The following is a 22,823-nucleotide window of genomic DNA, read 5'->3' as shown; positions in this document are numbered from 1 at the left end:
ATTTGAAATTGCCGAAAAGTTTATCACGGGCCGCAAGGGGATTCGACCTTGACGATTTCACCGGCCAGGGGCCCGGCAGAGGGAACAGCGATGAAAACCAGAGACAGGATCATTCACAGCGCCACCGAGCTGTTCAACGATCAGGGTGAGCGCAACATCACCACCAACCACATTGCCGCTCATCTGGGCATCAGCCCGGGCAACCTCTATTACCACTTCCGCAATAAAGAAGACATCATCCACTCCATCTTCGACCAGTACGCCCGCCACCTGAGCGAGAGCTTCACGCCGGCGCGCAGCGACGAGATCAAGCTGGAAAACCTGATGGGCTATCTGGATGCCATCTTCTATCTGATGTGGCAGTTCCGCTTCTTCTACGCCAATCTGCCGGACATCCTCAGCCGCGATGAGCCACTGCAGCAAAAATACCTCAAGGCCCAGGAGCAGTTGCGCGCCGCCGTGGTGGCCCTGCTCAGAAGCCTGCGCGAGGGCGGCATCATAAATGTCAGCGACGAGGATCTGCCGGATCTGGGCCAGACCATCAAGATGGTGGTCACCTGCTGGATCCCGTTCCAGATTGCCCAGGCCCCCAACACCCGCATCACCAAGCCGTTGCTCTATCAGGGCGTCTTGCGGGTACTGTTCCTGCTGCGCCCCTATGTGCAGCCCCAGGTGGCCGACCAGATCCGCCAGCTGGAACAGCACTATCGTCAACTGGCCCAACCAGCCGGGTGAGATCTGTTTCACAATTGTTGAATGTCAGCACAATCATTTGAATTCACCGCAACAGATTGCAGTAAAATACTGCCCATTGTTGATAATCAGCTGAAATAGCCAATAAGGATCGAGGATGTCTAACGGATTCTATCGTCACCTGACCGAGCAGCTTGAGCAGGTGCAGGCTGAAGGGTTGTACAAGCAGGAGCGCGTCATCACCTCGGCCCAGCAGGCCCGGATTGCGGTGGGCGGCGAGCAGGTGCTGAACTTCTGTGCCAACAACTATCTGGGGCTGGCCAACCACCCTGACCTGATCGCAGCGGCTCATCAGGGGCTGGACAGCCACGGCTTCGGCATGGCCTCGGTCCGTTTCATCTGCGGCACCCAGGATCAGCACAAGGAGCTGGAGCAGAAGATGTCTGCCTTCCTGGGCACCGAAGACACCATCCTTTACTCCTCCTGCTTCGATGCCAATGGCGGTCTGTTCGAAACCCTGTTCGGTGCCGAAGACGCCATCATCTCCGATGCCCTCAACCACGCCTCCATCATCGACGGGGTCCGGCTGTGCAAGGCCAAGCGCTATCGCTACGCCAACAACGACATGGCCGAGCTGGAAGCCCAGCTCAAGCAGGCTGACGCCGACGGCGCCCGCTTCAAGCTGATCGCCACCGACGGCGTCTTCTCTATGGATGGCGTCATTGCCGACCTCAAATCCATCTGCGATCTGGCCGACAAGTACGACGCCCTGGTGATGGTGGACGACTCCCACGCCGTCGGCTTCATCGGCGAGAACGGCCGCGGCACCCACGAATACTGTGGCGTGATGGACAGGGTCGACATCATCACCGGCACCTTGGGCAAGGCGCTTGGCGGCGCCTCCGGTGGCTACACCTCCGGCAAGAAGGAGGTGATCGACTGGTTGCGCCAGCGCTCCCGCCCCTATCTCTTCTCCAACTCGCTGGCCCCCTCCATCGTCGCCGCCACCATCAAGGTGATCGACATGCTGGCCGAAGGGCATGCGCTGCGCTCCAGCCTCAAGGAGAACAGCCAATACTTCCGCGAGCGAATGAGCGCCGCCGGTTTCACCCTGGCCGGGGCCGATCACGCCATCATTCCGGTGATGCTGGGTGACGCCAAACTGGCCGCCGAGATGGCAAGCCGCATGCTGGCTGCCGGCATCTACGTGGTGGGCTTCTCCTTCCCGGTCGTGCCCAAGGGCCAGGCCCGCATCCGCACCCAGATGTCCGCTGCCCACACCCGTGAGCAACTGGACAAGGCCATCGATGCCTTCATTCGCATCGGCCACGAACTCGACATCATCTGATTTGAATCAAGGGGCCTGGCGCCCCTTCTTTCTGCATTCATCGTGAAGGAACAACCATGAAAGCGCTCTCCAAACTGCACAAAGAAGTCGGCATCTGGATGACGGACGTACCGGCCCCCGAACTCGGCCACAACGACCTGCTGATCAAGATCCGCAAGACCGCCATCTGTGGCACCGACATCCATATCTACAACTGGGACGAGTGGTCACAGAAGACCATCCCGGTGCCCATGGTGGTCGGCCACGAATACGTCGGGGAAGTGGTCGCCATCGGCCAGGAAGTGCGCGGCTTCGCGGTCGGAGACCGGGTATCCGGTGAGGGCCACATCACCTGTGGCCACTGCCGCAACTGCCGTGCCGGCCGCACCCACCTGTGCCGCAACACCATAGGCGTCGGCGTCAACCGCCCCGGCGCCTTCGCCGAGTATCTGGTGATCCCGGCCTTCAACGCCTTCAAGCTGCCGGACAACGTCCCCGATGAACTGGCCGCCATCTTCGATCCGTTCGGCAACGCGGTGCACACCGCCCTCTCCTTCGACCTGGTCGGTGAAGACGTGCTGATCACCGGCGCCGGCCCCATCGGCATCATGGCCGCCGCCGTCTGCCGCCACGTGGGTGCCCGCCACGTGGTGATCACCGACGTCAACGAATACCGGCTCGAGCTGGCCCGCAAGATGGGCGCTACTCGCGCCGTCAACGTGGCCAAGGAGCAGCTCAGCGACGTGATGAGTGAACTCGGCATGACCGAAGGGTTCGACGTGGGGCTGGAGATGTCCGGCGTGCCTAGCGCCTTCCAGGACATGATCGACAAGATGAACCACGGCGGCAAAATCGCCATGCTCGGCATCCCCCCCGCTACCATGGCCATCGACTGGGGCAAGGTGATCTTCAAGGGACTGTTTATCAAAGGGATCTACGGTCGAGAGATGTTCGAGACCTGGTACAAGATGGCCAGTCTGATCCAGTCCGGGCTGGATCTCTCCCCCATCATCACCCACCGCTTCCACGTCGACGACTTCCAGCAAGGGTTCGATGCCATGCGCTCAGGCCAGTCCGGCAAGGTAATCCTCAGCTGGGGCAAATAAGCCTTTCGGCCCGCCCATGAGATGAAACCCGGTGAAAACCGGGTTTCTTTTTTTCGGGCCAGCCTCGCCAGTTTGTGATCTGACGAAGAAACTTTGCACGCAGAGTGCTTAACACTTCACACACAAGCGTTTAAATGGCTGTAACTATTCGGTTATAATCCAGTCGTTTTCTAGGGATAATAAAAGCCTGCTGGGAGTACATGAGCGTGTTGAAAAAACTGAGCTATTTGCTGGCGGTCGGGATGACGGCCGCCAGTTTGTCCGGCGTGGTGCTTGCTGCCGATGATATGTCACCGGAGGCAATTGCCGAGCGGATCAAGCCTGTCGGTCAAGTCTATACCGCCAAGGATCTGGAAGGGATTGCGACCGCAGGCGCAGCCCCTGCGGCGGCAGCGGCATCTGGTCCGCGCGACGGCGAAGCCGTGTTCAAGGGCGCCTGCTTCGCCTGCCACGATGCCGGCATCGCCGGTGCCCCCAAGCGTGGCGACAAGGCCGCCTGGGAACCACGTATCGCCCAAGGCATTGAAACACTTAAGAAACACGCCATTGCCGGCTTCGCAGGCAAGACCGGTGTGATGCCGCCACGAGGAACTTGCGCCACCTGTAGCGATGAAGAGATCGAAAACGCCATTCACTACATGATCGACAAGCTCTAAGTGTTTGAAAGGGCCGCATTTGCGGCCCTTTCAATCTGATGACTTCCGGCTACTCTTTGTAGGGTAGGCAAACCGGGAGTTACTCATGTCAGCGCAACCAATAGCACCCCATTACTCGACTCCCTTGCTGGCGTTGGTCTCCGCTATTATGGATTTCCCCGCCCCCTCCGCCGCCACTTCCAAAGATTATGACACCCTGATCCAGCAGCTGAACCAGCTCTGCCCGCTGCAGCATTTCGGCATGCTCGGCTTGTCGGAAGCCGGCCTGCAGTGGGTATGCGAATACCAGATCTCCGACAGTTTCAAGTTGCAGCTGGGGCTGGAGGAGTCGCGCATCACCGATCAACTGACCCAGCTCGATGAAGCCGATGGCTGGTGCTCGCTGCCGGTCGAGCATGGTCAGGTCCAGTGGCTGCTGGCCTGCTGCCAGCCCAAGGAGCTGCCAACCCTGCGCCTGCTGCTGGAGTGCCTGGCCAAGCGGTTGAACGAGACCCAAGCAGGCTCCCAGCTGTCGGAGCTGGCCTCACCGCTGATCCGCAAAGACCCTGACTGGCAGAAGAAGATCGAGAGCATCAACCGCATCATCCGGCTGGCCAATACTCTGCCCAGTCAGGCGCTGTTTTCCCAGCTCGAGGCAGTCCTGCGCCAGATGCTGGCCATTCAGGACATGCTGCTGGTGCGCATCGACAGCCACCGGCTCGAGAAGATCTATCCGGAGCAGCCTCCCCACAGCGACGAGTTCATCACCGGGTTGTGCCACAGCACCAACAACATGGAGCAGCACAAGGAGCAGCTCTACTGGTACAGCCAACCGCTGCGCCTGCAGCAGCAGTACTTCGCCCACTTTCTCATCAGCCTGCAGCATCCGCTGGAAACCGATGACCGACTGTTTCTCGACTTCCTGCGCAGCCAGCTCACCCTGCTGCTGGAGCTGAGGCGGATCCGCCAGCAGCTGCACGACATCAACTCGGAAGATTCCATCAACCAGCGCCTGCAGCAGTTGCGTCAGACCAACCTCCGGCTGCAAAAGCAGCTCAAGCAGCATCAGGAACTGGAACGGCGGCTGCAGTTCGACGCCCTGCACGATCCGCTGACCCAGCTGCCCAACCGGGCCCTGCTGATGAATCACCTCAACCACGCCATGACCCACTTTCACCGCTACAAGTCGCCCGGTTTTTCGCTGATCTTCATCGATGTGGACCACTTCAAGCAGGTCAACGACACCCTGGGTCACAGCGCCGGCGACCAGCTGCTCAAGGAGATGAGCCGCCGCCTGCAGACCTGCATTCGGCAAAACGACATGGTGGCCAGGCTAGGCGGGGATGAATTCGTCATCTATCTGGACAACAGCAAGACCGAGGAGGATATCAGCCCGGTTCTCAACCGCATCATCAGCCGCCTCTCCTACCCTTTTCGACTGATGGGCAACGAGCTGGGCATCACGGTCAGTCTGGGGGTGGCCAGCGTATCGGAACAGACCTCCGACATCAGCCAGCTGCTTCATCAGGCCGACTTGGCCATGTACCAGGCCAAACGCAACGGCCGCAGTCGCATCGTCAGCTATTCGGAAGAGTGCTCGGTCCAGACCTGGGCCTCACCGGAAGAGATGCTGGCAAGAGCGCTGCGTGAAGGGCGCATCGTCCCCTATTTTCAGCCGGTGATCCGGCTCAAGGACAGCCGGCTGACCGGGCTGGAGGTGATGGCCCGCTGGATCACCGAAGAGGGGGTACTCAAGGATGCGTTCGACTTTATCCCGCTTGCGGAGCAGTGTGGTCTCATTCAGGAGCTGGACTACCAGATCCTGAGCCACACCTGCCAACAATTGAAGGAGTGGCTGCCGCTGTCAGGCCAGAGCAAGTTCAAGGTGGCCATCAACTTGTCCGGCAAGCATCTGGTCAGCCATGAGCAGATCATGAAGTTGGTTGAAATCATCGAATCCGAGGGGATAGCCCCCGGTTATCTGATCTTCGAGTTCAACGAGCGGGAGCTGTCACGGCAGGACTCCGATGCCCTCACCTCTTTGCACGAATTGAGAGCCAAGGGTATCCAGATCAGTCTGGATGACTTTGGGACCGGGTTTTCGTCCCTCAACGCCCTGTTCCACTTTCCGGTGGACTACATCAAGGTGGATGACAGCTTCACTCATCGCATGCTGCAGTCACCCAAAGATCTCGCCCTCATCCGTGCCATGCGCGACATCTGCCAGGATCTGGACTTCACCCTAGTGGTGGAAGGCATCGAAAACCAGCAACAGCTACAGAAACTGATCGATCTCGGTTGTCTGATGGGCCAGGGGCGCTATATCTCGCCGCCCATGCCCGGAGCCGATATCACTCCCCTGCTCACCCAGACCAAGAATGAGCGCGGCTAACCACCACTCAATCCTTCTTGAACAGCGCTCTCAGGTTGGCGACCCCGACCTGCCCCTTCTGCTGACGCTCCTCGGCCGTCACCTTCTTCTGGTTTTCCCACTCCAGATCGTCCTGCGGCAACTCCAGCAGGAAGCGGCTCGGCTCCGGCCGCACCGACTCGCCGTACTGGCGCCGCTCCTTGCAGAGGGTAAAAGTCAGCTCGGTCTGGGCCCGGGTGATGCCCACATAGGCGAGGCGCCGCTCCTCCTCCACGTTGTCTTCGTCAATACTGGTCTGGTGCGGCAGCAAGCCCTCCTCCATGCCCACCATGTAGACATAGGGAAACTCCAGCCCCTTGGAGGCGTGCAGGGTCATCAGCTGCACTTGGTCAGCCTCGTCCTCTCCCTCATTGCGCTCCATCATGTCACGCAGGGTGAGCCGGGTAACCACCTGAGCCAGGGTCATCGCCTCCTCCAGCTCATCCCCCTCCAGCATCTCGGTGATCCAGCGGTAAAGGGTGGAGACGTTCTGCATCCGCATCTCTGCTGCCTTCGGGCTGGGAGAGGTCTCGTAGAGCCACTCCTCGTAGTGGATCTCCTTGATCATGTCCCGCACCGCCTCCACCGGATTGCCACGCAGCGCCTGATCGCCGAGCCGCACCAGCCAGTTGGTGAAGGCCTGCAGGGCGGATAGACCGCGCCCAGAGAGGTGTTGCTCCAGCCCCAGCTCGAAGCTGGCGGCAAACAGGCTCTTGCCGCGCTGGTTGGCATACTGGCCCAGTTTTTCGAGGGTAGTGGGGCCTATCTCGCGGCGCGGCAGATTGACCACCCGCAGGAAGGCAGTGTCCTCATCTGGATTCACCAGCAGCTTGAGGTAGGCCATGATGTCCTTGATCTCGGTGCGGGAGAAAAAGGAGGTGCCGCCCGAGATACGGTAGGGAATGCGGTTGGTCATCAGCGCCTTCTCGAAGATGCGCGACTGATGGTTGCCCCGATAGAGGATGGCGTAGTCTTTGAACCGGGTGCGATTCATAAACTTGTGGCCCATCAGCTCGGCGGCGATACGCTCCGCCTCGTGCTCCTCATTCTTGGCAAACAGCACCTTGAGCTTCACCCCTTCATCGAGCTCAGAGAAGAGGGCCTTGTCATAGACGTGGGGGTTGTTGGCGATCAGGATGTTGGCGCACTTGAGGATGCGCTTCTTGGAACGGTAGTTCTGCTCCAGCTTGATGAGCTTGAGGCTGGGAAAATCCTCGTTCAGCAGCACCAGATTCTGCGGCTTGGCACCGCGCCAGGAGTAGATGGACTGGTCATCGTCCCCCACCACGGTAAAACGGGCCCGCTCGCCGACGATCTGCTTCACCAGCTCGTACTGGCTGGTGTTGGTGTCCTGATATTCGTCGACCAACAGATAACGGATCTTGTTTTGCCAGCGGGTGCGCACCTCCTCGTTGCTCTTGAGCAACAGGGTCGGCATCACGATCAGATCGTCAAAATCCAGCGCGTTGTAGGCCACCATCTGGCGGTGATAGCGTTCATAGAGCTGGGCCAGCAAAACTTCTTCCGGGCCGCGGGCGATGCGCATGGCGCGAGCCGGCAGGATGAGGTCATTCTTCCAGTTGGAGATCTGGCTGATGAGGGCCGAGAGCTTGTCCTTGTCGTTGTCGAGCTCCGCCTCGGTCAGCTCTTTCAGCAGCGCCAGCTGGTCGGTGTCGTCGAACAGGGAAAAATTGGCCTTTAGATTCAGGCTCTTGTGCTCGCGGCGGATGATCTCGAGCCCCAGAGTGTGGAAGGTGGAGACCATCAGCCCCCGTGCCTCCTTGCGACCCAGGGTCTGGCCGACCCGCTCCTTCATCTCCCGCGCGGCCTTGTTGGTGAAGGTGACGGCGGCGATGTTGCGCGCGCTGTAGCCGCACTGCTGTACCAGATAGGCAATCTTGTTGGTGATGACGCGGGTCTTGCCCGATCCGGCACCCGCCAGCACCAGGCAAGGGCCGGAGACAAACTTGACCGCTTCGTTCTGATTGGGGTTGAGCTTCATGGGCCGGATCTCTTGGCTTATGATGAGGGGCGGCATTGTAACAGAGATCCCGCAGGCAGCCGAAACCGCAGGCAATATCCCGTCACTGCGCCTTGTGTTTGACCGCCATTTTCCGGATCATGGCCGACTTTTCCAGATGATATGAGGGGAGCATGAACCAGCAACAGCACGCCCGGCTGCGCAGCCAGTTTCCGGCCTTGGCGCAAGAGGTCAACGGCCACCCTCTGATCTATCTGGATAACGCCGCCACTACCCAGAAACCCCAGGTGGTGCTGGACGCCATCGCGCATTACTACAGCACCGACAACGCCAACGTACACCGCGCCGCCCATGCCCTGAGCGGCCGTGCCACTCGTGCCTTCGAGGCCGCCCGCGAGACGGTTGCCCGCTTTATCAATGCGCCTCACAGTCGCGAGGTAATCTGGACCCGTGGCACTACTGAGGCGATCAATCTGGTGGCCCAGAGCTGGGGCATGAGCGAACTTCAGGCGGGAGACGAGATAGTGCTCAGCACCCTGGAGCACCACGCCAACATCGTCCCCTGGCAGCTGATTGCCCAGCGTACCGGTGCCGTGATCCGGGTCATCCCTCTCGATGAGCGGGGCGATCTCGATCTGGCGGCCTATCGCGCCATGCTGGGGCCACGTACCCGGCTGGTGAGCGTGGCCCACGTATCCAATGCCCTTGGCACCGTCAATCCGGTCGCCCGGATGGTAGAGGCCGCCAAAGCGGTTGGCGCCGTGACGCTGATCGACGGTGCCCAGGCAGTGGCCCATCTCGAGGTGGATGTACAAGCCATCGGCTGCGACCTCTACGCCTTCTCCGGTCACAAGCTCTATGGCCCGACCGGGATCGGCGTGCTGTGGGGGCGCACCGAGCAGCTGGAGCGGATGCCACCCTGGCAAGCGGGGGGCGAGATGATCGACAGAGTCAGCTTCGCCGGCACCACCTTCAACACCCTGCCCTTCAAGTTTGAAGCCGGTACCCCTCATATTGCCGGCGCCATCGGCCTCGCCGCTGCCATCGACTTTGTGATGGAGCAGGACAGGGACTCACTGGCCAGCCATGAAGCGGCACTGGCCGACTATCTGGTTGCCGGACTGCAACAGGTGCCGGGTCTGCGTCTGGTCGGCGAACCCGGCCAGCGCGCCGGCGCCGTCTCCTTTCTGCTGGACGAGATCCACCCGCAGGACGCCGCCACCCTGCTCGACATGCAGGGGATCGCGCTGCGGGTCGGCCATCACTGCGCCATGCCGCTGATGGAATCGCTCGGTATCGGCGGTACCCTGCGCGCCTCGCTGGCCTGCTACAACAATCGGGACGATGTCGACGCCCTGCTGGCCGCCCTGCACAAACTCAGTGACTTCTTCTAAGGCAGACAATCCAATGAACAGCCTCGCAACCTATACCCGGATAGGCGTTGAGCCCGACGCAAATAGCATCCGTCAGCAATTTGCCGCAGCCCACGGCTGGGAGAACCAATACCGGCTCATCATCCAGCTCGGCAAGCAGCTGCCTGCCCTGCCCGGCGAATGGCAGCAGGAGGCATTTCGCCTTAAGGGATGTGAAAGCCAGGCCTGGCTGAAGGGGGAGAAAGGCGAGGATGGTAACTGGCACTTTGCCTGCGATTCAGATGCCCGCATCGTGCGGGGCCTTATCGTCATCGTGCTGGCGGCGCTCAACCACCAACCCGCAGCGGCGATCCACTCCTTCAACATGGAGGGCTATTTCAGCGAACTGGGACTCGAGAAACACTTGAGCCCGTCGCGGGGCAACGGGCTCAGAGCTATCGTGTTGGCGATCCGGGAGCAGGCCGTCTAACCCGCCTTGCCCAGTGGTCGATTAGGCTTCGCCAATCGACCCTGCGCCTTCATTCCCGGCCTCTTTATCGGCACGGGCTCCCCGCTCGGCAATCTTCTTCAATACCCGGGAAGCCGCGACCAAGCCAAAGGTAGCCGTCACCGGCGTCACGGCGCCGAAGCCGGAGGCGCAATCCATCTTCATATTGCCGTCGCTGGCCGCCTTGGCCTGACAGGTGCCGCCATTGCCATCCGGATAACTCAGCTGCTCGGTTGAGAAGACACACTCCACCCCGAACTTGCGTGCCGGATTCTTGCTGAAGTTGTGCAACCGACGCAAATCGGAGCGCACCTTGGCGGCCAGCGGATCCTGGATAGTCTTGGCCAGGTCGGCCACGGTGATCTGGGTCGGGTCCATCTGCCCGCCAGCACCGCCGGCCACGATCACCGGGATCTTGTTGCGCTTGCAGAAGGCAATCAGCGCCACCTTGGCCTTGACCGAGTCAATGGCGTCCACCACATAGTCAAACTCCCGCTTGATATACTCGGCCAGGTTGTCGGCGGTGACGAAATCATCCACCTCGATCACTTCGCAATCCGGATTGATGGCGCGAATGCGCTCTGCCATCACCTCCGTCTTGAGACGACCGACCGTCCCCTGCATGGCGTGGATCTGGCGATTGGTGTTGGTGATGCAGATATCGTCCATGTCGATCAGGGTGATCTGGTTGATGCCGGCCCGAGCCAGCGCCTCGGCCGCCCAGGAGCCGACGCCACCTATCCCGACCACACAGACTTTCGCCTGGCTAAAAGAATGCAGCGCACTCTGACCATAAAGACGGGCAATGCCCCCGAATCGCTGTAGATACTCTGCTTTCATACCACCACCTTGCTTGAGGGCGGCCATTATAGCGGCAACCTCTCTCAGGGGCGATGATCGGATGATGGCGGTGTTGATGTGAGGGAAAATGAGTGCGGTGCCGGAAACGAAAAAAAGCCCAGTCGTTAGACTGGGCTTCTTAAGTAGTGGCGGAGCGGACGGGACTCGAACCCGCGACCCCCGGCGTGACAGGCCGTTCAAGCCAGATTATCTCTATTTCACTTATGTGGCATTAAATGTAATTAATTGTTTTTTAATGACAATTACCTTTGACATTCGGTTTTACCATTAAGAACAATTTACGCCACATACGTGGTCACGGTCACAAAATCTCGATATTTTAATGATCAATATTTGATCACGAATTTGCGGGGCGTTAGTCTCAAAATAGGCCAATCACCATTTTGAGGTGTCTGATGAGTGAGCCGATGACCCTATCCCGCGCTGATCCGACTCTCCGTTTCTCTATCCATCCGCTCGCCCACGCAGCGTATCAGTGGATCCTCACCTACCCCCGTCTCGTCTCTTGGAAAAACCTGCCCGGCGGTCTGACCAGCCAACTGCTCAGACAACCGTTACAGGGCGTCATGTTGTACCAGCAGGGTAAAAACAAAAAGATGCGCCCAACGGAATTTCTGCTGTTTTCACCGCTGTGGCCGGCGCTGTACTGGGAGGCTCCCTATCCGCCGGAGGGCACGCTGCTCATTCATAACACCCCATCCCACGTCTCCAACGATGCCGACATTGAACAACAGGCGTGGGCCAGCGCCCTCAGCCTGCTCGTTATGAGCATCGACAGCAGAGAGCTCGCCGCTTTGCGAGAGAGTTTTCAGGCCCAACTGCCCCGGCATATGGCACAGTATTTTTTCGACAAGTCGCAGGTGAGCGATGCCGACCTTTGCCTATGGACGGGGTGTAGCCGGGGCACGCTGGTCCAGCAACGCCGACGAGCGGTCAGCGACACTCCGGTCGCCAACCCCTTCGCTGATCCGATTGCGCAACTCAATACAGACTGGAGTCCGAACCATGGATGAGAGCCCCCCCTTGGATCGGGAACGTTACCACAGACGGCTGTGCCACCTGTCCCATGTGGTATGCCCCAGGCTTCTACCGGCCCCATTGCGCTTGACCACCTTCGCGATGCTCAAGTGGCTGATGGGAAACATGCCAGATGATTACTGGCACCGTTACGGAGATTTGGAACGCTGGGCTAGCCATCCACGCTATCGGGTGAACCCCAGTGCTCTTAACATAAAAACCCCATTTGAGGCTTGTCACTACCTCAGGCGACAGCAATTACTGACCGAGTGCGGATTCGCCGCTGCGATCAATATCACTTCCCCCTTGTCTTGGTCAGATGACGATCACGCTCACTATCGACGTTACCAGCAACTGGTCATCGTGAGTTGTCTACAGTTACACCTCATCGGTGATCATGACTCCGCCATCGAAAACGCGCTGCGGGAGATCCGTCTGATCGCTACCGAAGCACGGCACACACCGGTGCTGCAAGAACTGCCGGATATGGCGGCTCACCCAGATCTGGCGACACTCATCACGACGCTACGTGCCAACCGCCAACACGCGCTATCGCCGCTCATCGAGCGAGGGCTAGGTTTTCTGTGTGTGGTCATCTACGATGCCTATCGCCTAGCAAAAGGCATCACTCGCTATCGCAGATCAAAGAAACTGCCCGTCGCCGAGCACTATGTCCAATTGATTCAGCTAGAAAAAACTGATGACACTGACATCGTGATCGAAGAGCTAGTTATGCGACCAGGGCCTAATGGAGAGCCGATCGATGAGCCGCCTTTCGCTCTTGATACCAAGACCGTGCGCATCCACGACCCCAGCTCTCCGCACCGCTCACCATTTTTACGCGCCGAATTGAACAGGCGAGTCACCGAACAACTGGCAGTGCGTCAGCTGTCACTTCCGTGTAGCTTCGAGCAGGCCAGTGATTGGGATATCGAGCATCTAGTGAGGGATGCAGTCAACGAGGGTGACCCTGCTGGAGGTTGGTTATTGCTAGCTCTCGTATGCGGCGGTATCCCTGGCGGTCTGGCAACAGGCCGTAGTTTGCAGGTCATAAAAGAGCGCCTCTGCCTCGTTATTGAACACAAGGTACCAGCTAGTACACTGGATGAACGACTGCATGCTCTGCTGCCCCCCACCCACTCACGTGTCGTTCTGCCGCTCCCAACGGTGTTACAACATTTGGCTGTCAATGCACCGCCCCCGAGCGAACAGTTGTTGAAAAAGTACCTTGCGCTTATCAACGAACGCCACCAAACCCGGTTAACCCTGGGGCGAGTCACTCGTTATCTGGAGCACTGGTATATCAACCAGGGCTTCGATCTGATGCAGGTGGCGCTCGTCCGGGGTCAGGACTACAAGAAGCGACCGGCTCTGGCGTACAGCAATACCCCCACCGACCAGGTGACCAAGCACCATCGAGCCTATCTACAGTTTTTGTTTAACTTGGCGGGACTGGATGCGGGTCTGCCGCCAGCCCGTAGCATCCCTGCCACGGTTGGCAGTAGTCTGCTCCTGCCGGGCAAGGTGCTGCATAACCTGTTTAACCGGCTGTTAATACCGCCACCGGCCCCCAAGCGTGATGCAGTCCTTGAGGAGGTGGCCAGCTTTCACAATCACTACCTTTGCTACGTGTGGGCACTGCTCACGTTTGTAACTGGTCACCGGGATGTGACTGCTCCACTGGGATCGCTCGCTGACTACAACCCCATCACGCGTACATGGTGGATAAGCGATAAAGAGATCCGTAATGGGCTGGCGGCTCGGACCTTGGTGATCCCTGTCACCGCCGCTCGCCAGGTCGCATTTTACCAAGCCCATCTACATGCCCTGGGTCAACGCTACCGACTCCTGCATCGCGAGCTGGCACAGCGCTGCGATGCCGCACTTGATGGCAGCAAAAATCTGCTGTTTTTCATCCTTCATGACAGTCAGGGTCATCTGCTGCCTCAGGATCCCACACCCAGCAACCTCAATCAGCAACTGGGTAACCGGCTGCCGATCCAACACAACTGGGCTCGCCACCACCTACGCAGCGTCCTGCTGCGCAGCGAACTGGCACCGTCAGTGATCGATGGCTGGATGGGGCACGAGGAGATCGGCGAGTCGATATTCGGTCGCCACAGTTGCCTGTCCATCCAGACTCTGCAACACGTTGCCGACCTCATTGAAGCACATTTGAATTTTCACCAGATTGAGGCAAGGGCAGGATGGCAAATCCTCTGATCCTATCACCGCGGCGCCGTGAGCTGATGGTACAACTTGGCCGAGATAAGCGCCGACAGGACCGTAAAGATGAGGCCGAAGTGGTGATCACCCAGGCCATCAAGATCTTTCGTCATCATCTGCCAGAGATGTTGGAAGAATCTCCCTGTGCCGACCGATTTGAACGGTTGTGGCCAGACATTGATGCCCAGCTGCGGCAAGATCTAAAGACCCTGCACGCCTACCGCTTTGCCTACTCGGTTATCTGCCAGAAACTGGAGATGGGGAACCGGCAGGGAATCTGGTGCATTGCGATCCCCCCTCCTTACTTGACTGTGCGACGCCCTCACCCATTTCGCTCCGAGCATTGGCACCAAGCGACTATCACTATGGCCAACGCAGCTCATACTTGGCGTACCACATTGAGTGAACCGACCCAAGATCCCGACCGGTTATTCGCCCGTTTGCTCGTCTGCGGAATCCTCTATGGCGGGCTCAATCGCCCCTATTTGTGGCTCGCCATGGGGCGTGCATTGCTCGAAATCCAGCCGCTGTCCGGTAATCATGAACTAACTTGGATCACCCTAACCCTCGAGCCTGGCGAGCTTCCCAGTAACAGCTATTACCGTCATGACGAACACGATGGCAATGCAGAACACAACGAGATACACCAGACAGGTATACGGGCCATCACCCAAGTGAATTACATGCCTGACCCAATCAGCCTCGGTATATTGCGGCAGTTGCTCAAACATCGCCCCGCAACTTGGTGCCCTCCAACCAAACAGGCAGAGTGCCTTGGATTGTTGCAAAAGGAATTGGGAGCAGAGATCAGCCAGCAAGCGCTCTGCAGAGGAGCCATCGGCTTAACCGAACATCAGCTTGGTACTGAACTCCCGCAGGTACTGCTGGAATATGCAGCAGGACGAACCCCAAGTGCATCCCTCCCTCTCGCATACTGGCACCGGCTGCTCCAACCTCGCCTGTACCCAGCCAACCAGGACACCTATCAGAAATTTAACTCTCTAGAAAGCGTGGCGAAATGGCCAATGGCAAGCACCAGCCAGCCATCGCAAAAACCCTATCTGCTAGATGAATTAAGAGCGATTTTTCGACAAGACCCAGCCGCGCCCAAGGGCCCGAAAACCATCATCACGGAACTCGATGCTCTTGGGAACACGAGTGCCCTTACGCTCAGCGAACAAGTGCTAGTCAGCTGGTTGCTGTCATTGCTTCTGACACGCCGTTTGGCCCCGTCGACTGCTCAGCGCTACCTCGAAAGCATCGGCAAGGAGTGGTTATCGATGACCGCACAACTACCGCTTGCAAGCTACGATGGCATCGATTTTACCGAACTCTATCACAGCATTCTTAACCGCCCACGCAGCCAATATCAGCGTGACTTCATGGCAGGCCGCCTTCAGGACATGCATGTCTTCGCCGTCGAGGCGTTTGATATGGCAGCGCTACCAGAATCACTTGCAACCGGCGAGAAGAAAATCCCCCATGTCAGCGCAGCCATAGTCGATGAGCCCCTCTTTGCCGGTTTGCTGGCACAGGTCGATTGCTTCATCGATACCGACGTTACTCTGCGGATGATGCTTAAATCCTTTCTTATCATGGCCTATCGCACCGGTTTGCGCCCCGGAGAACTCGCCAAGTTGCGGCTAATGGATGTTGAGCCCTCCCCCATCGGGTGGCTTTTTGTCCGCAACAACCGCCACGGTCATAACAAGACCGATGCGGCACTGCGCAAAGTACCACTTTACCCCATGCTCACCGGCAATGAGCGCGATCTCCTCAAACGCTATATTGGCGAGCGACGGATGCAGGCGGATAGCAACAAGGAGTTGCTGTTCCACGCTGCGGGCAATCCCCACGAGCGGGTCAACCTGCAACAGATATCCCTGATGGTCAGGTCTGTACTCTACCAACTCAGTGGCGGCCTTCATTATCGACTCTACCACCTGCGTCACAGCTGTTTTTCTCGGATGCAGTTGCTGCTGCACCACGATCTGGTGTCCTTGCCAGACATTGTCCAGCGAGCCTTGTTGCCCTACCCCGACACACAACGCGAGGAGATTGTCCGCCTGATCGCAGGCCAGCATCGCCTGCGGGATCGCTATATGGCGCTCGCAGTGATGGCTGGGCACAGCAGTCCCGAGATCACACTGAATCACTACCTGCACTTCACCGACCTGTTACTTGGCTGCCACCTAGCATGCAACCAAACCCCGCTCTCCAGGCAAGAGAGCCAATATCTGTTTGGTATATCGACCCACAAGCAACGCACACTAGACTGCGAACAGGAAAAACCAACGCCCCTGACCCCGGCTAAGCTGATGCCCCACCTACTGAAAAGGCTGGGAGCCTATCAGGCAACACCACCGCGCCAAGTGCGGCAAGGCATCAAGGCGAAAACCCTCGCCGATGCAAACCGAGCCAGTCATTACGTGCAGAGTGAAGCCGTCCTCAAGCATCTTGAAAAAGGAAAGGATCTACGGGAGATAGCCAGCCAATTTGGCTTGAGCGCAGAGTTGCTGGCGACTTGGCATGCGAGCGCAATCGAACTAGGCAATCTGGTGACACAAAAAGCCCGCTCACGGTTGATTCCCCGCAACCGGCAGCGACAACTGCTCCCGGCTGAACTCGGCACAACCGCAGAGAAACATGCACTGGCTGACGTCTTGACAGTCTGCCAAGCCATGAGAAAGAGACCCAAACAGATGGCCGAGTTCAGGTGGGCCATCCGCTATTGCCTGACCAACTCAAACAGCTCCCATGCCGGGATCAAATTCACCTCTCCAAAAATCTTCCGCCGCTTTATGACCTTTGTCAGCAAGTTATATCCCTGGTCTCAGTGGCGACTTGATCTCCACGTGCCCCAAGATAAACCTGCCAAACGCTGGCACCTTCATCCAGCGCTGGCCGTCGAGCGCAGCACGCTGCGCAAAGTGCAGCAGTTTCCCCAAGGCTATGCCTACTTATACCTAAACCACCCCAAGGAGGAATTATGCCAGGCGGGCCATTCATCACCGATGTTGCGCTATCTGTTTCATCGCTTTGCCATAATCCTATTCAAGGCGACCAGCATCCGCCGCTGGCAAATTGGCGATTCACAAAATCTGCAACGCATCGCAAAACTGGCCGACACCAATCCAATGACGTACGAGGTACTGATGGAAATTGACAGGATGAGCCGTGACATGACGCGCTATGAAATGGCGCTATGTGGGTCATTATTCAATGAGGCTCTACAGAGGGCTGATGAGGATGTTTACAGGGATGTCGTAGAGCAACTAAATGAAGAAGGCCGTCAACGCGCCGCCGAATGGTCTGTTGCTCAGGATGAACCCCGATGGGATTAGCCAAGCAAACTCTTTCTGGCGCGGCTCTGAAAAGTGGGGGTCATCCCCGCCCATTGAGCCCACCCCTCTCACGGGCTGAGCTCAAATTCCCTAACCAATTGGTTTCAGGATCCTGCCCCACTCTTTTCATCGAAATTATTGGGTGTCTGGGTTGTCTGTTTTTTCAGCTTTCTGCCCTCAAGGTAGAGATATCCAGCAGCAAAGGCGATCAGCTCCATGGCTAGAAAGAAGATACTGAGAGTGACGATGCTCGAGCTCATACATGCTCCTTGTTGCATAAATCAAACAGGATAGTCTCTGAACCCCAAGGGATGCTGAAAGTATCCTGCCGATATGCAGTCCCTGCAAGTTGCCCAAGGCGCCGCAAACAGTCGGGCGCTGTGGCCCTCTCGGCACATCCTGCTGTCAACGGCAGTCAGAGCTTCGAGATCTCAGTCCAACCGTTTGTAGACCTGATCGCCATAAGGCGATTTGACAAACCAGTAATAGGCCGGGACCTCGGTGAAAGCCCGTCGCCAGTTGTGTACATCCATAGACAATCGATCACAGATATGAACCATCTGGGCTGGCAGATAGGCCTCCGACTGCCGACCAATTTTGATGGAAAGGCAAGAACTGATGGCCTCAAACAGCTTGGGCGCCTCCTGACTGAGGCGGGCCAGCGGCTCGGCCAGCACCATGAAATTGAACGACTCATGTTGCCCCGCGACCCCGTTCCCGCTTGTGTTGTTGTAGAACAGATGGATCTTGCCGATGTCATGCAGAAGACCGCCGATAAAGGCCACGCTGGTGCTAATCGGGCCGACTTGATGCTGCATGCAGAGCGCCGAGGCGGTGATTGCCACCTCATGACTGTGCTCAAGCAGTCCACCGGTATGGTGATGATGGTACTGGTTGCTCGCCTTGCCGGTGAAGAAGGGCCACATGATGCGATCATCAAGCAGCACGGCGAGGTAGAATCGCCGCAGGGCCGCATCCGGTAAATAAGCGAGCATCCCCCAGATATCCGACAAGATGGCATGTTGTTTATCTGCCAGCCATGAAAATTGCTGCTCAATGTCGTCACGACGCACCTCAACAGGCAACGGCATGAAGGTCATCAATCGAGGCACTTCCTCGCCATTCATCTCCAGCAGCAACCACTGCCCAGCCGGCACCACATCCGCCAGCAGCTCACCGCTAACATCGACATGGCGACCCCCTTTCAGGAAAGTCAAACGCCACACACCAGCACTAGGCAAGCCGTGAATCAGCTCGGCCCACACCAGCGTCAAGTTAAACGGGGATGTGAATTTCATACCTCATCCTCCAGATCAAGTTCACCGTCCAGCAGTTGTTCGAAAGCGGCACCATCCCGACCGACCAAATTGGGCACATAGCGCGAATAGACCCGAAACAGCATGCTGGTCGTGGAATGACCCAGCTGGCGGGCAATCCACTCCGGATTTTCGCCGGCGGCCAGCCACAGAGTGGCAGCCGTATGGCGAGTCTGATAAGGGTTGCGCTTTTCAAGCTTCAGATTGGCCAACAATGGGTACCAGACACGCTGAGCCACATTGCGGTGGTTGAGTGGCTCACCGTTGCGAGCACAAAACACGAAGGTACTTTTCTCGCCCGAGAACCCCCACTGTTCACGCAAGGCCTCATAGACTCGCTGGCTCATTGCGATGGTGCGGTGAGATCCACTGGTCTTGGTGGGCCCGACTTTACCCCTGACCAAGGACTGGTGAATATGAATAAGGCGGGCGCCAAAATCCACATTGTCCCAGCAAAGACCATCGATCTCACCCGTGCGCATGCCGGTGAAGAAACGCACCGTGAAATAGGGACGATAGTCCGCCCGTACCTTGGTCAGAATGAGTTGCACCTCCTCCAGGGTAAACGGCAGGACTTGCGCCCTAGGCATCGGCAGGGCCTTGATATTGCGCCACGGGCTATCAAACTCGAACCGCTCGGCCGCCTCGTTCAAGATGAGACGCAGGTAGGTCATGATGTGGTTGATACGGGAAGCCGACAACGCCCGTTCGCTCTGCCCACCCGGCTCACACAAGCGCAACCGAAACGCCAGGATCTCTTGCTTGCTGATGGTAGCTAACCGCTGCTCACCCATAGCCGGAATCAGGTGGCAGCGTAAAATGCCATCCACCGTTTCAATTTGGCTCTCGCGCCACTCGACCCGTTTTTCATCGAGCCATAGCTCGGCAAAGGCGGAGAAAATCATCCGTCCACCAGAGGCCTTCTGCCGACTCAGTCTCTCCATGGCCACATACTTCTCAACCTTGGGACTGTTGGGAAAGTGATGCCCATAGTCAAAGGTACCGATACGGATCTGTTGCTCTATCAAGCAGAGCACCTTATTGAGCTTCTGCCGGTTAGCCTGGGTATCAGCCAACGTGGTCTGCTCCCGACAGCGGACCCCCCTGTAACGAAAGTCCAGATAAAGCTTGCCATCACGGCTATTTATCGAGCCCATCGCACCACCTCACTTCAAGCTAGCAATGAGATCGTGGGCTGCTGCTCCTTGCAGCATGGACTCCTCTACCCGCTCCCAGATGTAGAGAATTTTTCGCCCACCAAACGGACGGATGTAATGCACGCCTTCGAACAGCACAGCGTCTTTCAGACTCTGGCGGATTGTTCGCACGTCGTATTTGATCCGTGATGAGAGCTCTTCGGTTGTCAGATAGGTACTCATACCTCGCCTCCAGGTGAATCACAAATGAGTCATTTTACTCACGTGAGACGAATATAGCTCACAGAATGTGATTGTCAATGCCGCTTTTGCATCATGTATGATTCATTTGGTAGGCTATGTGAAAAATACTCGCTATGGATAAGTCATGATTAGGATCCTGCTCATCAAGCTACTTGACGAAAAATCGTTCCAAGAAAAGCGCCGCATAACTCTCTCTGAAGTGAGCGAAAAAACAGGGATCAGCCGGGCAACCCTGACCCGGATCGCCAACGTGCCTGGTAATGTCACCAATACCGATACAATCAATGCGTTGTGTAAATATTTTGGATGCCAGCCTGGAGAGTTGTTGAGGTATGTCGAGGAGGAGGACAGTCCTGCGGGGGAGTGAGCTGGACGACCTACCAGAAACGGTGGCAAGTCGAAGTGATTCACAAATCATTGAAATCCAATGCTGCCTTTGCCAAATCGCCAGCCCATGGGGTTCGCACGCAAGCCAACCACCTGCTTGCTTTGTAGTGGCGGTGACCAAGCTGGAGGCCCTGAAAATCCGCACCAAGCTCAACCACTTTGCTCTGCGCGCCAATCTCTATCTCAAAGCCACCCGAATAGCGTTTGACGAATTGCGGGTGCTCAGGGCGAATGCGTAACTTCAGTTATTATCTGAATACGCGGTTAGACATTCTTGTCGATCATGATGTGACCACCATCTCGGCCACGCCGCCGATGATGCGGTTGGTGCGAAATGACAACAGAGGCGTCTTGTTGATGATGGAGTCGTATATCGCTGGCTTGATGCCCCGCTTCTTGTGGCGCTGTTCCCGCCACGCGTTAGTGAGTCATTTGACGCCCAGCCTGCAGCCATGAACGGATCGTGTTTGGCTCTTGCTCTACCGTCCTGAACCATGCCAAGTAATTGGCCAGATAGGCCGTCCCGACCCCGTGGAATTTTAACATCCAGCCGCGCCAGCGGTTGACATAGTTGTTCAGTGTCTGGATGCGGAACACATCATCTTCCACACGGTGATGTTCTTTGACTATCAAGCGCTTATGAATAATTCCCGCGCCCATCTCCGCCACCTTGATGTAACTCTGATTGCCATCGCTGCACAGGATGCTCCCTCGCGCTAGCAAGGGTTGTAGCGCTGGCTCTATCTGGTGGGTAACTCTTGTCCAGCAAAACTGTGTCACTGAATCTGGCGGCACAAAAAAAACAACAAGCCGTTAACATTTTCCGCGCTAACTGGTCTAAGGCTTAGAGATCCCCTCATTTTTCGAGACTCAAATAATTCCAAGCGTGCGGGTGTATAAACGGTGTTGCTTCAGTAGGTAGACAAACTTTTCCATCAGCAGGGCCGCATTGGCCTCTTTCATCTTTGGCAGCAGTTGGTAATAGATAACCCCTTGCCGGAAGAACGAATAGGTTCGGGTCTTGCTGGTGTTGACCTTGATGGTTCTTTCCAGCCCGGCGCTGTCCCCGGCCTTACCCAGCAGGGTCAGCAAGACGATGGCCAGCGCGCTGAACAGAAACAGTCGGTCTCGGCGGGCCGGATTGCTGATATGCACTTCCCCCATGCCCATGCCGAATTTGTAGTCCTTGATGTCGCGAAAACTGGTTTCGATGCCCCAGCGTTGGCCGTACAGTTGCAGCGCCTTGGCGGCGCTCACGTCGACCCGGTTGCTGGCCAGAAACCAGGGCTCCTTCATGCCGCTCTTCTGGCAGCAATAGACCCGCTCGACACGCTGTCGTTGCCCGGTCAGCTCCACCTCTTTGAGCGTGCGGGTGCGTCCGGTCGGGGTCAGCCAGTCGCTGGCGGGAACCTGCTCCTCGCCGGGATAACCAACGAGGATATTTCCTTTGAAACGAATGACATAGGCAAAACCAAGCTCTTGCTCAAGTCGTTCAAACAGCTCCATATAACCAAAGCCACGGTCGGCGACGACCGTCACAAAGAGCCCTCTGGCAGCGACTGCTTGAGCTTGGTCAACAGCTCCCTCTCGTGGGCATTGCGTTGCCCCTTGAGCAGGGATTTGCGGTGCGTCTTCCACAGCAACGGGGTGTTGCGTCCGTGGCTGGTTTGCAGGCTGATGACCAGGGTGCTGTGGTCATCGGCATCGAACTCGGTCCAGTCCATGGAGACCACGATTTCGGTGCGTTCACCGACCACATAGGGCACCCAATCGTCGAAGAGACTCCAGACGTTGAGCTTGGTGTTGGTGAGCAGGCGATCTACCTGTTTCACGGCGTGCTTGCGTTCCAGACCGTTGGCCAAGGAGAGGCCATTGCCAATGGCGTGAATGGCCAGTGAGCCCGATTCGATGACCCCGAGGGTGGCATTGGCAAGGGAAAGGACACGCTTGGCGTGCATGTCCTGACCAAAGATGTCATCGATGTGGTTGAGGATCATTTCGTGATTAAGCATGAGGTCCGTCGCAAGCTATTGGCTGGTCAAAAACGGAGATCATACCTCAAAAGCCGCGCGGCGCCTGGCGCTTATGAGGGGATGGTTAAGGGTCTAAGGTTAAGTCGTCATAAAACCAGTGTCTCATGTTTTAGCTGTTTTAATGGGGAAGGCAAAATGCGCAAATTAAAATATTTGATCATCCCTGCAGTTACGATATTAACACCTCCTGCATTTTCACAAGATAATTATGCGTTAATTGTGCACGG

The 22,823-nt window shown here is 57.4% G+C and carries 18 protein-coding genes and 2 pseudogenes; 12 read left to right on the top strand and 8 right to left on the bottom strand.

Annotated features, from left to right (window positions below; translation table 11 throughout):
- Positions 1–90: 90 nt before the first annotated feature.
- The 5 genes from ACPW75_RS21560 (at position 91) to ACPW75_RS21540 (ending at position 6,153) form a co-directional block, all read left to right on the top strand.
- Positions 91–735 carry a TetR/AcrR family transcriptional regulator gene (locus ACPW75_RS21560; protein WP_011707886.1) on the top strand — a complete coding sequence of 215 codons (645 nt, stop codon included), beginning with the start codon at positions 91–93 and terminating at the stop codon, positions 733–735.
- A gap of 115 nt (positions 736–850) precedes the next feature.
- Positions 851–2,041 (top strand): glycine C-acetyltransferase, encoded by a 1,191-nt coding sequence (locus ACPW75_RS21555; RefSeq protein WP_029302358.1) that lies wholly within the window; start codon positions 851–853, stop codon positions 2,039–2,041.
- Between the two features lie 56 nt (positions 2,042–2,097).
- Entirely contained in the window at positions 2,098–3,126 is a 1,029-nt protein-coding gene (tdh, locus tag ACPW75_RS21550) for an L-threonine 3-dehydrogenase (RefSeq protein WP_077096274.1), read from the top strand.
- 200 nt (positions 3,127–3,326) lie between these two features.
- On the top strand, positions 3,327–3,782 hold the full coding sequence (locus ACPW75_RS21545) for a c-type cytochrome (RefSeq protein ID WP_024945508.1): 456 nt from the start codon (positions 3,327–3,329) through the stop codon (positions 3,780–3,782).
- Positions 3,783–3,867: 85 nt separating this feature from the next.
- Positions 3,868–6,153: a putative bifunctional diguanylate cyclase/phosphodiesterase gene (locus ACPW75_RS21540; protein ID WP_041216899.1), complete on the top strand. Its 2,286-nt coding sequence runs from the start codon at positions 3,868–3,870 to the stop codon at positions 6,151–6,153.
- 7 nt (positions 6,154–6,160) lie between these two features.
- Here ACPW75_RS21540 and rep read toward each other — a convergent pair whose 3' ends face one another.
- The gene (gene rep / locus ACPW75_RS21535) at positions 6,161–8,173 is read right to left on the bottom strand and encodes a DNA helicase Rep (protein ID WP_077096273.1); all 2,013 of its coding nucleotides are present in this window, start codon (positions 8,171–8,173) and stop codon (positions 6,161–6,163) included.
- A gap of 152 nt (positions 8,174–8,325) precedes the next feature.
- Between rep and ACPW75_RS21530 the strand changes: the two genes are divergently transcribed.
- Together ACPW75_RS21530 and ACPW75_RS21525 are read left to right on the top strand one after the other, a co-directional pair.
- A complete protein-coding gene (locus ACPW75_RS21530) occupies positions 8,326–9,546 on the top strand; it encodes an aminotransferase class V-fold PLP-dependent enzyme (protein ID WP_077096272.1) in 1,221 nt (406 codons plus the stop codon).
- A 13-nt stretch (positions 9,547–9,559) separates the two neighbouring features.
- On the top strand, positions 9,560–9,994 hold the full coding sequence (locus tag ACPW75_RS21525; RefSeq protein ID WP_016352382.1) for a SufE family protein: 435 nt from the start codon (positions 9,560–9,562) through the stop codon (positions 9,992–9,994).
- A gap of 21 nt (positions 9,995–10,015) precedes the next feature.
- On the opposite strand, the gene tcdA is transcribed toward ACPW75_RS21525, so the two are convergent.
- Positions 10,016–10,852: a tRNA cyclic N6-threonylcarbamoyladenosine(37) synthase TcdA gene (gene tcdA / locus ACPW75_RS21520; protein ID WP_077096270.1), complete on the bottom strand. Its 837-nt coding sequence runs from the start codon at positions 10,850–10,852 to the stop codon at positions 10,016–10,018.
- Between the two features lie 416 nt (positions 10,853–11,268).
- Between tcdA and ACPW75_RS21515 the strand changes: the two genes are divergently transcribed.
- From ACPW75_RS21515 to ACPW75_RS21505, 3 genes are read left to right on the top strand one after another with little or no spacing between them, the layout of a single operon-like run.
- The gene (locus tag ACPW75_RS21515) at positions 11,269–11,886 is read left to right on the top strand and encodes a hypothetical protein (RefSeq protein WP_223954600.1); all 618 of its coding nucleotides are present in this window, start codon (positions 11,269–11,271) and stop codon (positions 11,884–11,886) included.
- Positions 11,879–14,113 (top strand): hypothetical protein, encoded by a 2,235-nt coding sequence (locus ACPW75_RS21510; protein WP_201964337.1) that lies wholly within the window; start codon positions 11,879–11,881, stop codon positions 14,111–14,113. The genes ACPW75_RS21515 and ACPW75_RS21510 overlap by 8 nt, the downstream gene beginning before the upstream one ends.
- Entirely contained in the window at positions 14,098–17,460 is a 3,363-nt protein-coding gene (locus ACPW75_RS21505) for a tyrosine-type recombinase/integrase (protein WP_425904359.1), read from the top strand. The genes ACPW75_RS21510 and ACPW75_RS21505 overlap by 16 nt, the downstream gene beginning before the upstream one ends.
- 104 nt (positions 17,461–17,564) lie before the next feature.
- On the opposite strand, the gene ACPW75_RS21500 is transcribed toward ACPW75_RS21505, so the two are convergent.
- The 4 genes from ACPW75_RS21500 to ACPW75_RS21485 form a co-directional block, all read right to left on the bottom strand.
- Positions 17,565–17,720, bottom strand: coding sequence for a hypothetical protein (locus ACPW75_RS21500; protein WP_158657400.1), 156 nt, complete (start codon positions 17,718–17,720; stop codon positions 17,565–17,567).
- 171 nt (positions 17,721–17,891) lie between these two features.
- Entirely contained in the window at positions 17,892–18,758 is an 867-nt protein-coding gene (locus ACPW75_RS21495) for an HD domain-containing protein (protein WP_235465841.1), read from the bottom strand.
- A complete protein-coding gene (locus ACPW75_RS21490) occupies positions 18,755–19,933 on the bottom strand; it encodes an Arm DNA-binding domain-containing protein (RefSeq protein ID WP_270808386.1) in 1,179 nt (392 codons plus the stop codon). The genes ACPW75_RS21495 and ACPW75_RS21490 overlap by 4 nt, the downstream gene beginning before the upstream one ends.
- A 9-nt stretch (positions 19,934–19,942) precedes the next feature.
- The gene (locus ACPW75_RS21485) at positions 19,943–20,155 is read right to left on the bottom strand and encodes a hypothetical protein (RefSeq protein WP_041997613.1); all 213 of its coding nucleotides are present in this window, start codon (positions 20,153–20,155) and stop codon (positions 19,943–19,945) included.
- Between the two features lie 145 nt (positions 20,156–20,300).
- Between ACPW75_RS21485 and ACPW75_RS21480 the strand changes: the two genes are divergently transcribed.
- Positions 20,301–20,543: a helix-turn-helix domain-containing protein gene (locus tag ACPW75_RS21480; RefSeq protein WP_041997615.1), complete on the top strand. Its 243-nt coding sequence runs from the start codon at positions 20,301–20,303 to the stop codon at positions 20,541–20,543.
- Between the two features lie 5 nt (positions 20,544–20,548).
- Positions 20,549–20,802: pseudogene (locus ACPW75_RS21475) on the top strand (IS701 family transposase); the annotation flags it as partial.
- Between the two features lie 181 nt (positions 20,803–20,983).
- On the opposite strand, the gene ACPW75_RS21470 reads toward ACPW75_RS21475, so the two are convergent.
- On the bottom strand, positions 20,984–21,343 hold the full coding sequence (locus ACPW75_RS21470) for a transposase (RefSeq protein ID WP_425904358.1): 360 nt from the start codon (positions 21,341–21,343) through the stop codon (positions 20,984–20,986).
- A gap of 90 nt (positions 21,344–21,433) precedes the next feature.
- Positions 21,434–22,575: pseudogene (locus tag ACPW75_RS21465) on the bottom strand (IS4 family transposase).
- Positions 22,576–22,823: the final 248 nt, after the last annotated feature.

Source organism: Aeromonas sp. FL131, from assembly GCF_049860615.1.
GTDB lineage: Bacteria > Pseudomonadota > Gammaproteobacteria > Enterobacterales > Aeromonadaceae > Aeromonas > Aeromonas hydrophila.
This window is presented reverse-complemented; position numbering and strand designations above follow the sequence as displayed.

What these genes read in the sequence shown, in the direction of transcription:
- ACPW75_RS21555 (WP_029302358.1), top strand. Translation starts at nt 851, where the DNA reads ATGTCTAACGGATTCTATCGTCACCTGACCGAGCAGCTTGAGCAGGTG.
- ACPW75_RS21560 (WP_011707886.1), top strand. Translation starts at nt 91, where the DNA reads ATGAAAACCAGAGACAGGATCATTCACAGCGCCACCGAGCTGTTCAAC.
- ACPW75_RS21545 (WP_024945508.1), top strand. Translation starts at nt 3,327, where the DNA reads ATGAGCGTGTTGAAAAAACTGAGCTATTTGCTGGCGGTCGGGATGACG.
- ACPW75_RS21490 (WP_270808386.1), bottom strand. Translation starts at nt 19,933, where the DNA reads ATGGGCTCGATAAATAGCCGTGATGGCAAGCTTTATCTGGACTTTCGT.
- ACPW75_RS21495 (WP_235465841.1), bottom strand. Translation starts at nt 18,758, where the DNA reads ATGAAATTCACATCCCCGTTTAACTTGACGCTGGTGTGGGCCGAGCTG.
- ACPW75_RS21515 (WP_223954600.1), top strand. Translation starts at nt 11,269, where the DNA reads ATGAGTGAGCCGATGACCCTATCCCGCGCTGATCCGACTCTCCGTTTC.
- ACPW75_RS21505 (WP_425904359.1), top strand. Translation starts at nt 14,098, where the DNA reads ATGGCAAATCCTCTGATCCTATCACCGCGGCGCCGTGAGCTGATGGTA.
- rep (WP_077096273.1), bottom strand. Translation starts at nt 8,173, where the DNA reads ATGAAGCTCAACCCCAATCAGAACGAAGCGGTCAAGTTTGTCTCCGGC.
- ACPW75_RS21525 (WP_016352382.1), top strand. Translation starts at nt 9,560, where the DNA reads ATGAACAGCCTCGCAACCTATACCCGGATAGGCGTTGAGCCCGACGCA.
- tcdA (WP_077096270.1), bottom strand. Translation starts at nt 10,852, where the DNA reads ATGAAAGCAGAGTATCTACAGCGATTCGGGGGCATTGCCCGTCTTTAT.
- ACPW75_RS21510 (WP_201964337.1), top strand. Translation starts at nt 11,879, where the DNA reads ATGGATGAGAGCCCCCCCTTGGATCGGGAACGTTACCACAGACGGCTG.
- ACPW75_RS21540 (WP_041216899.1), top strand. Translation starts at nt 3,868, where the DNA reads ATGTCAGCGCAACCAATAGCACCCCATTACTCGACTCCCTTGCTGGCG.
- ACPW75_RS21485 (WP_041997613.1), bottom strand. Translation starts at nt 20,155, where the DNA reads ATGAGTACCTATCTGACAACCGAAGAGCTCTCATCACGGATCAAATAC.
- tdh (WP_077096274.1), top strand. Translation starts at nt 2,098, where the DNA reads ATGAAAGCGCTCTCCAAACTGCACAAAGAAGTCGGCATCTGGATGACG.
- ACPW75_RS21480 (WP_041997615.1), top strand. Translation starts at nt 20,301, where the DNA reads ATGATTAGGATCCTGCTCATCAAGCTACTTGACGAAAAATCGTTCCAA.
- ACPW75_RS21500 (WP_158657400.1), bottom strand. Translation starts at nt 17,720, where the DNA reads ATGAGCTCGAGCATCGTCACTCTCAGTATCTTCTTTCTAGCCATGGAG.
- ACPW75_RS21530 (WP_077096272.1), top strand. Translation starts at nt 8,326, where the DNA reads ATGAACCAGCAACAGCACGCCCGGCTGCGCAGCCAGTTTCCGGCCTTG.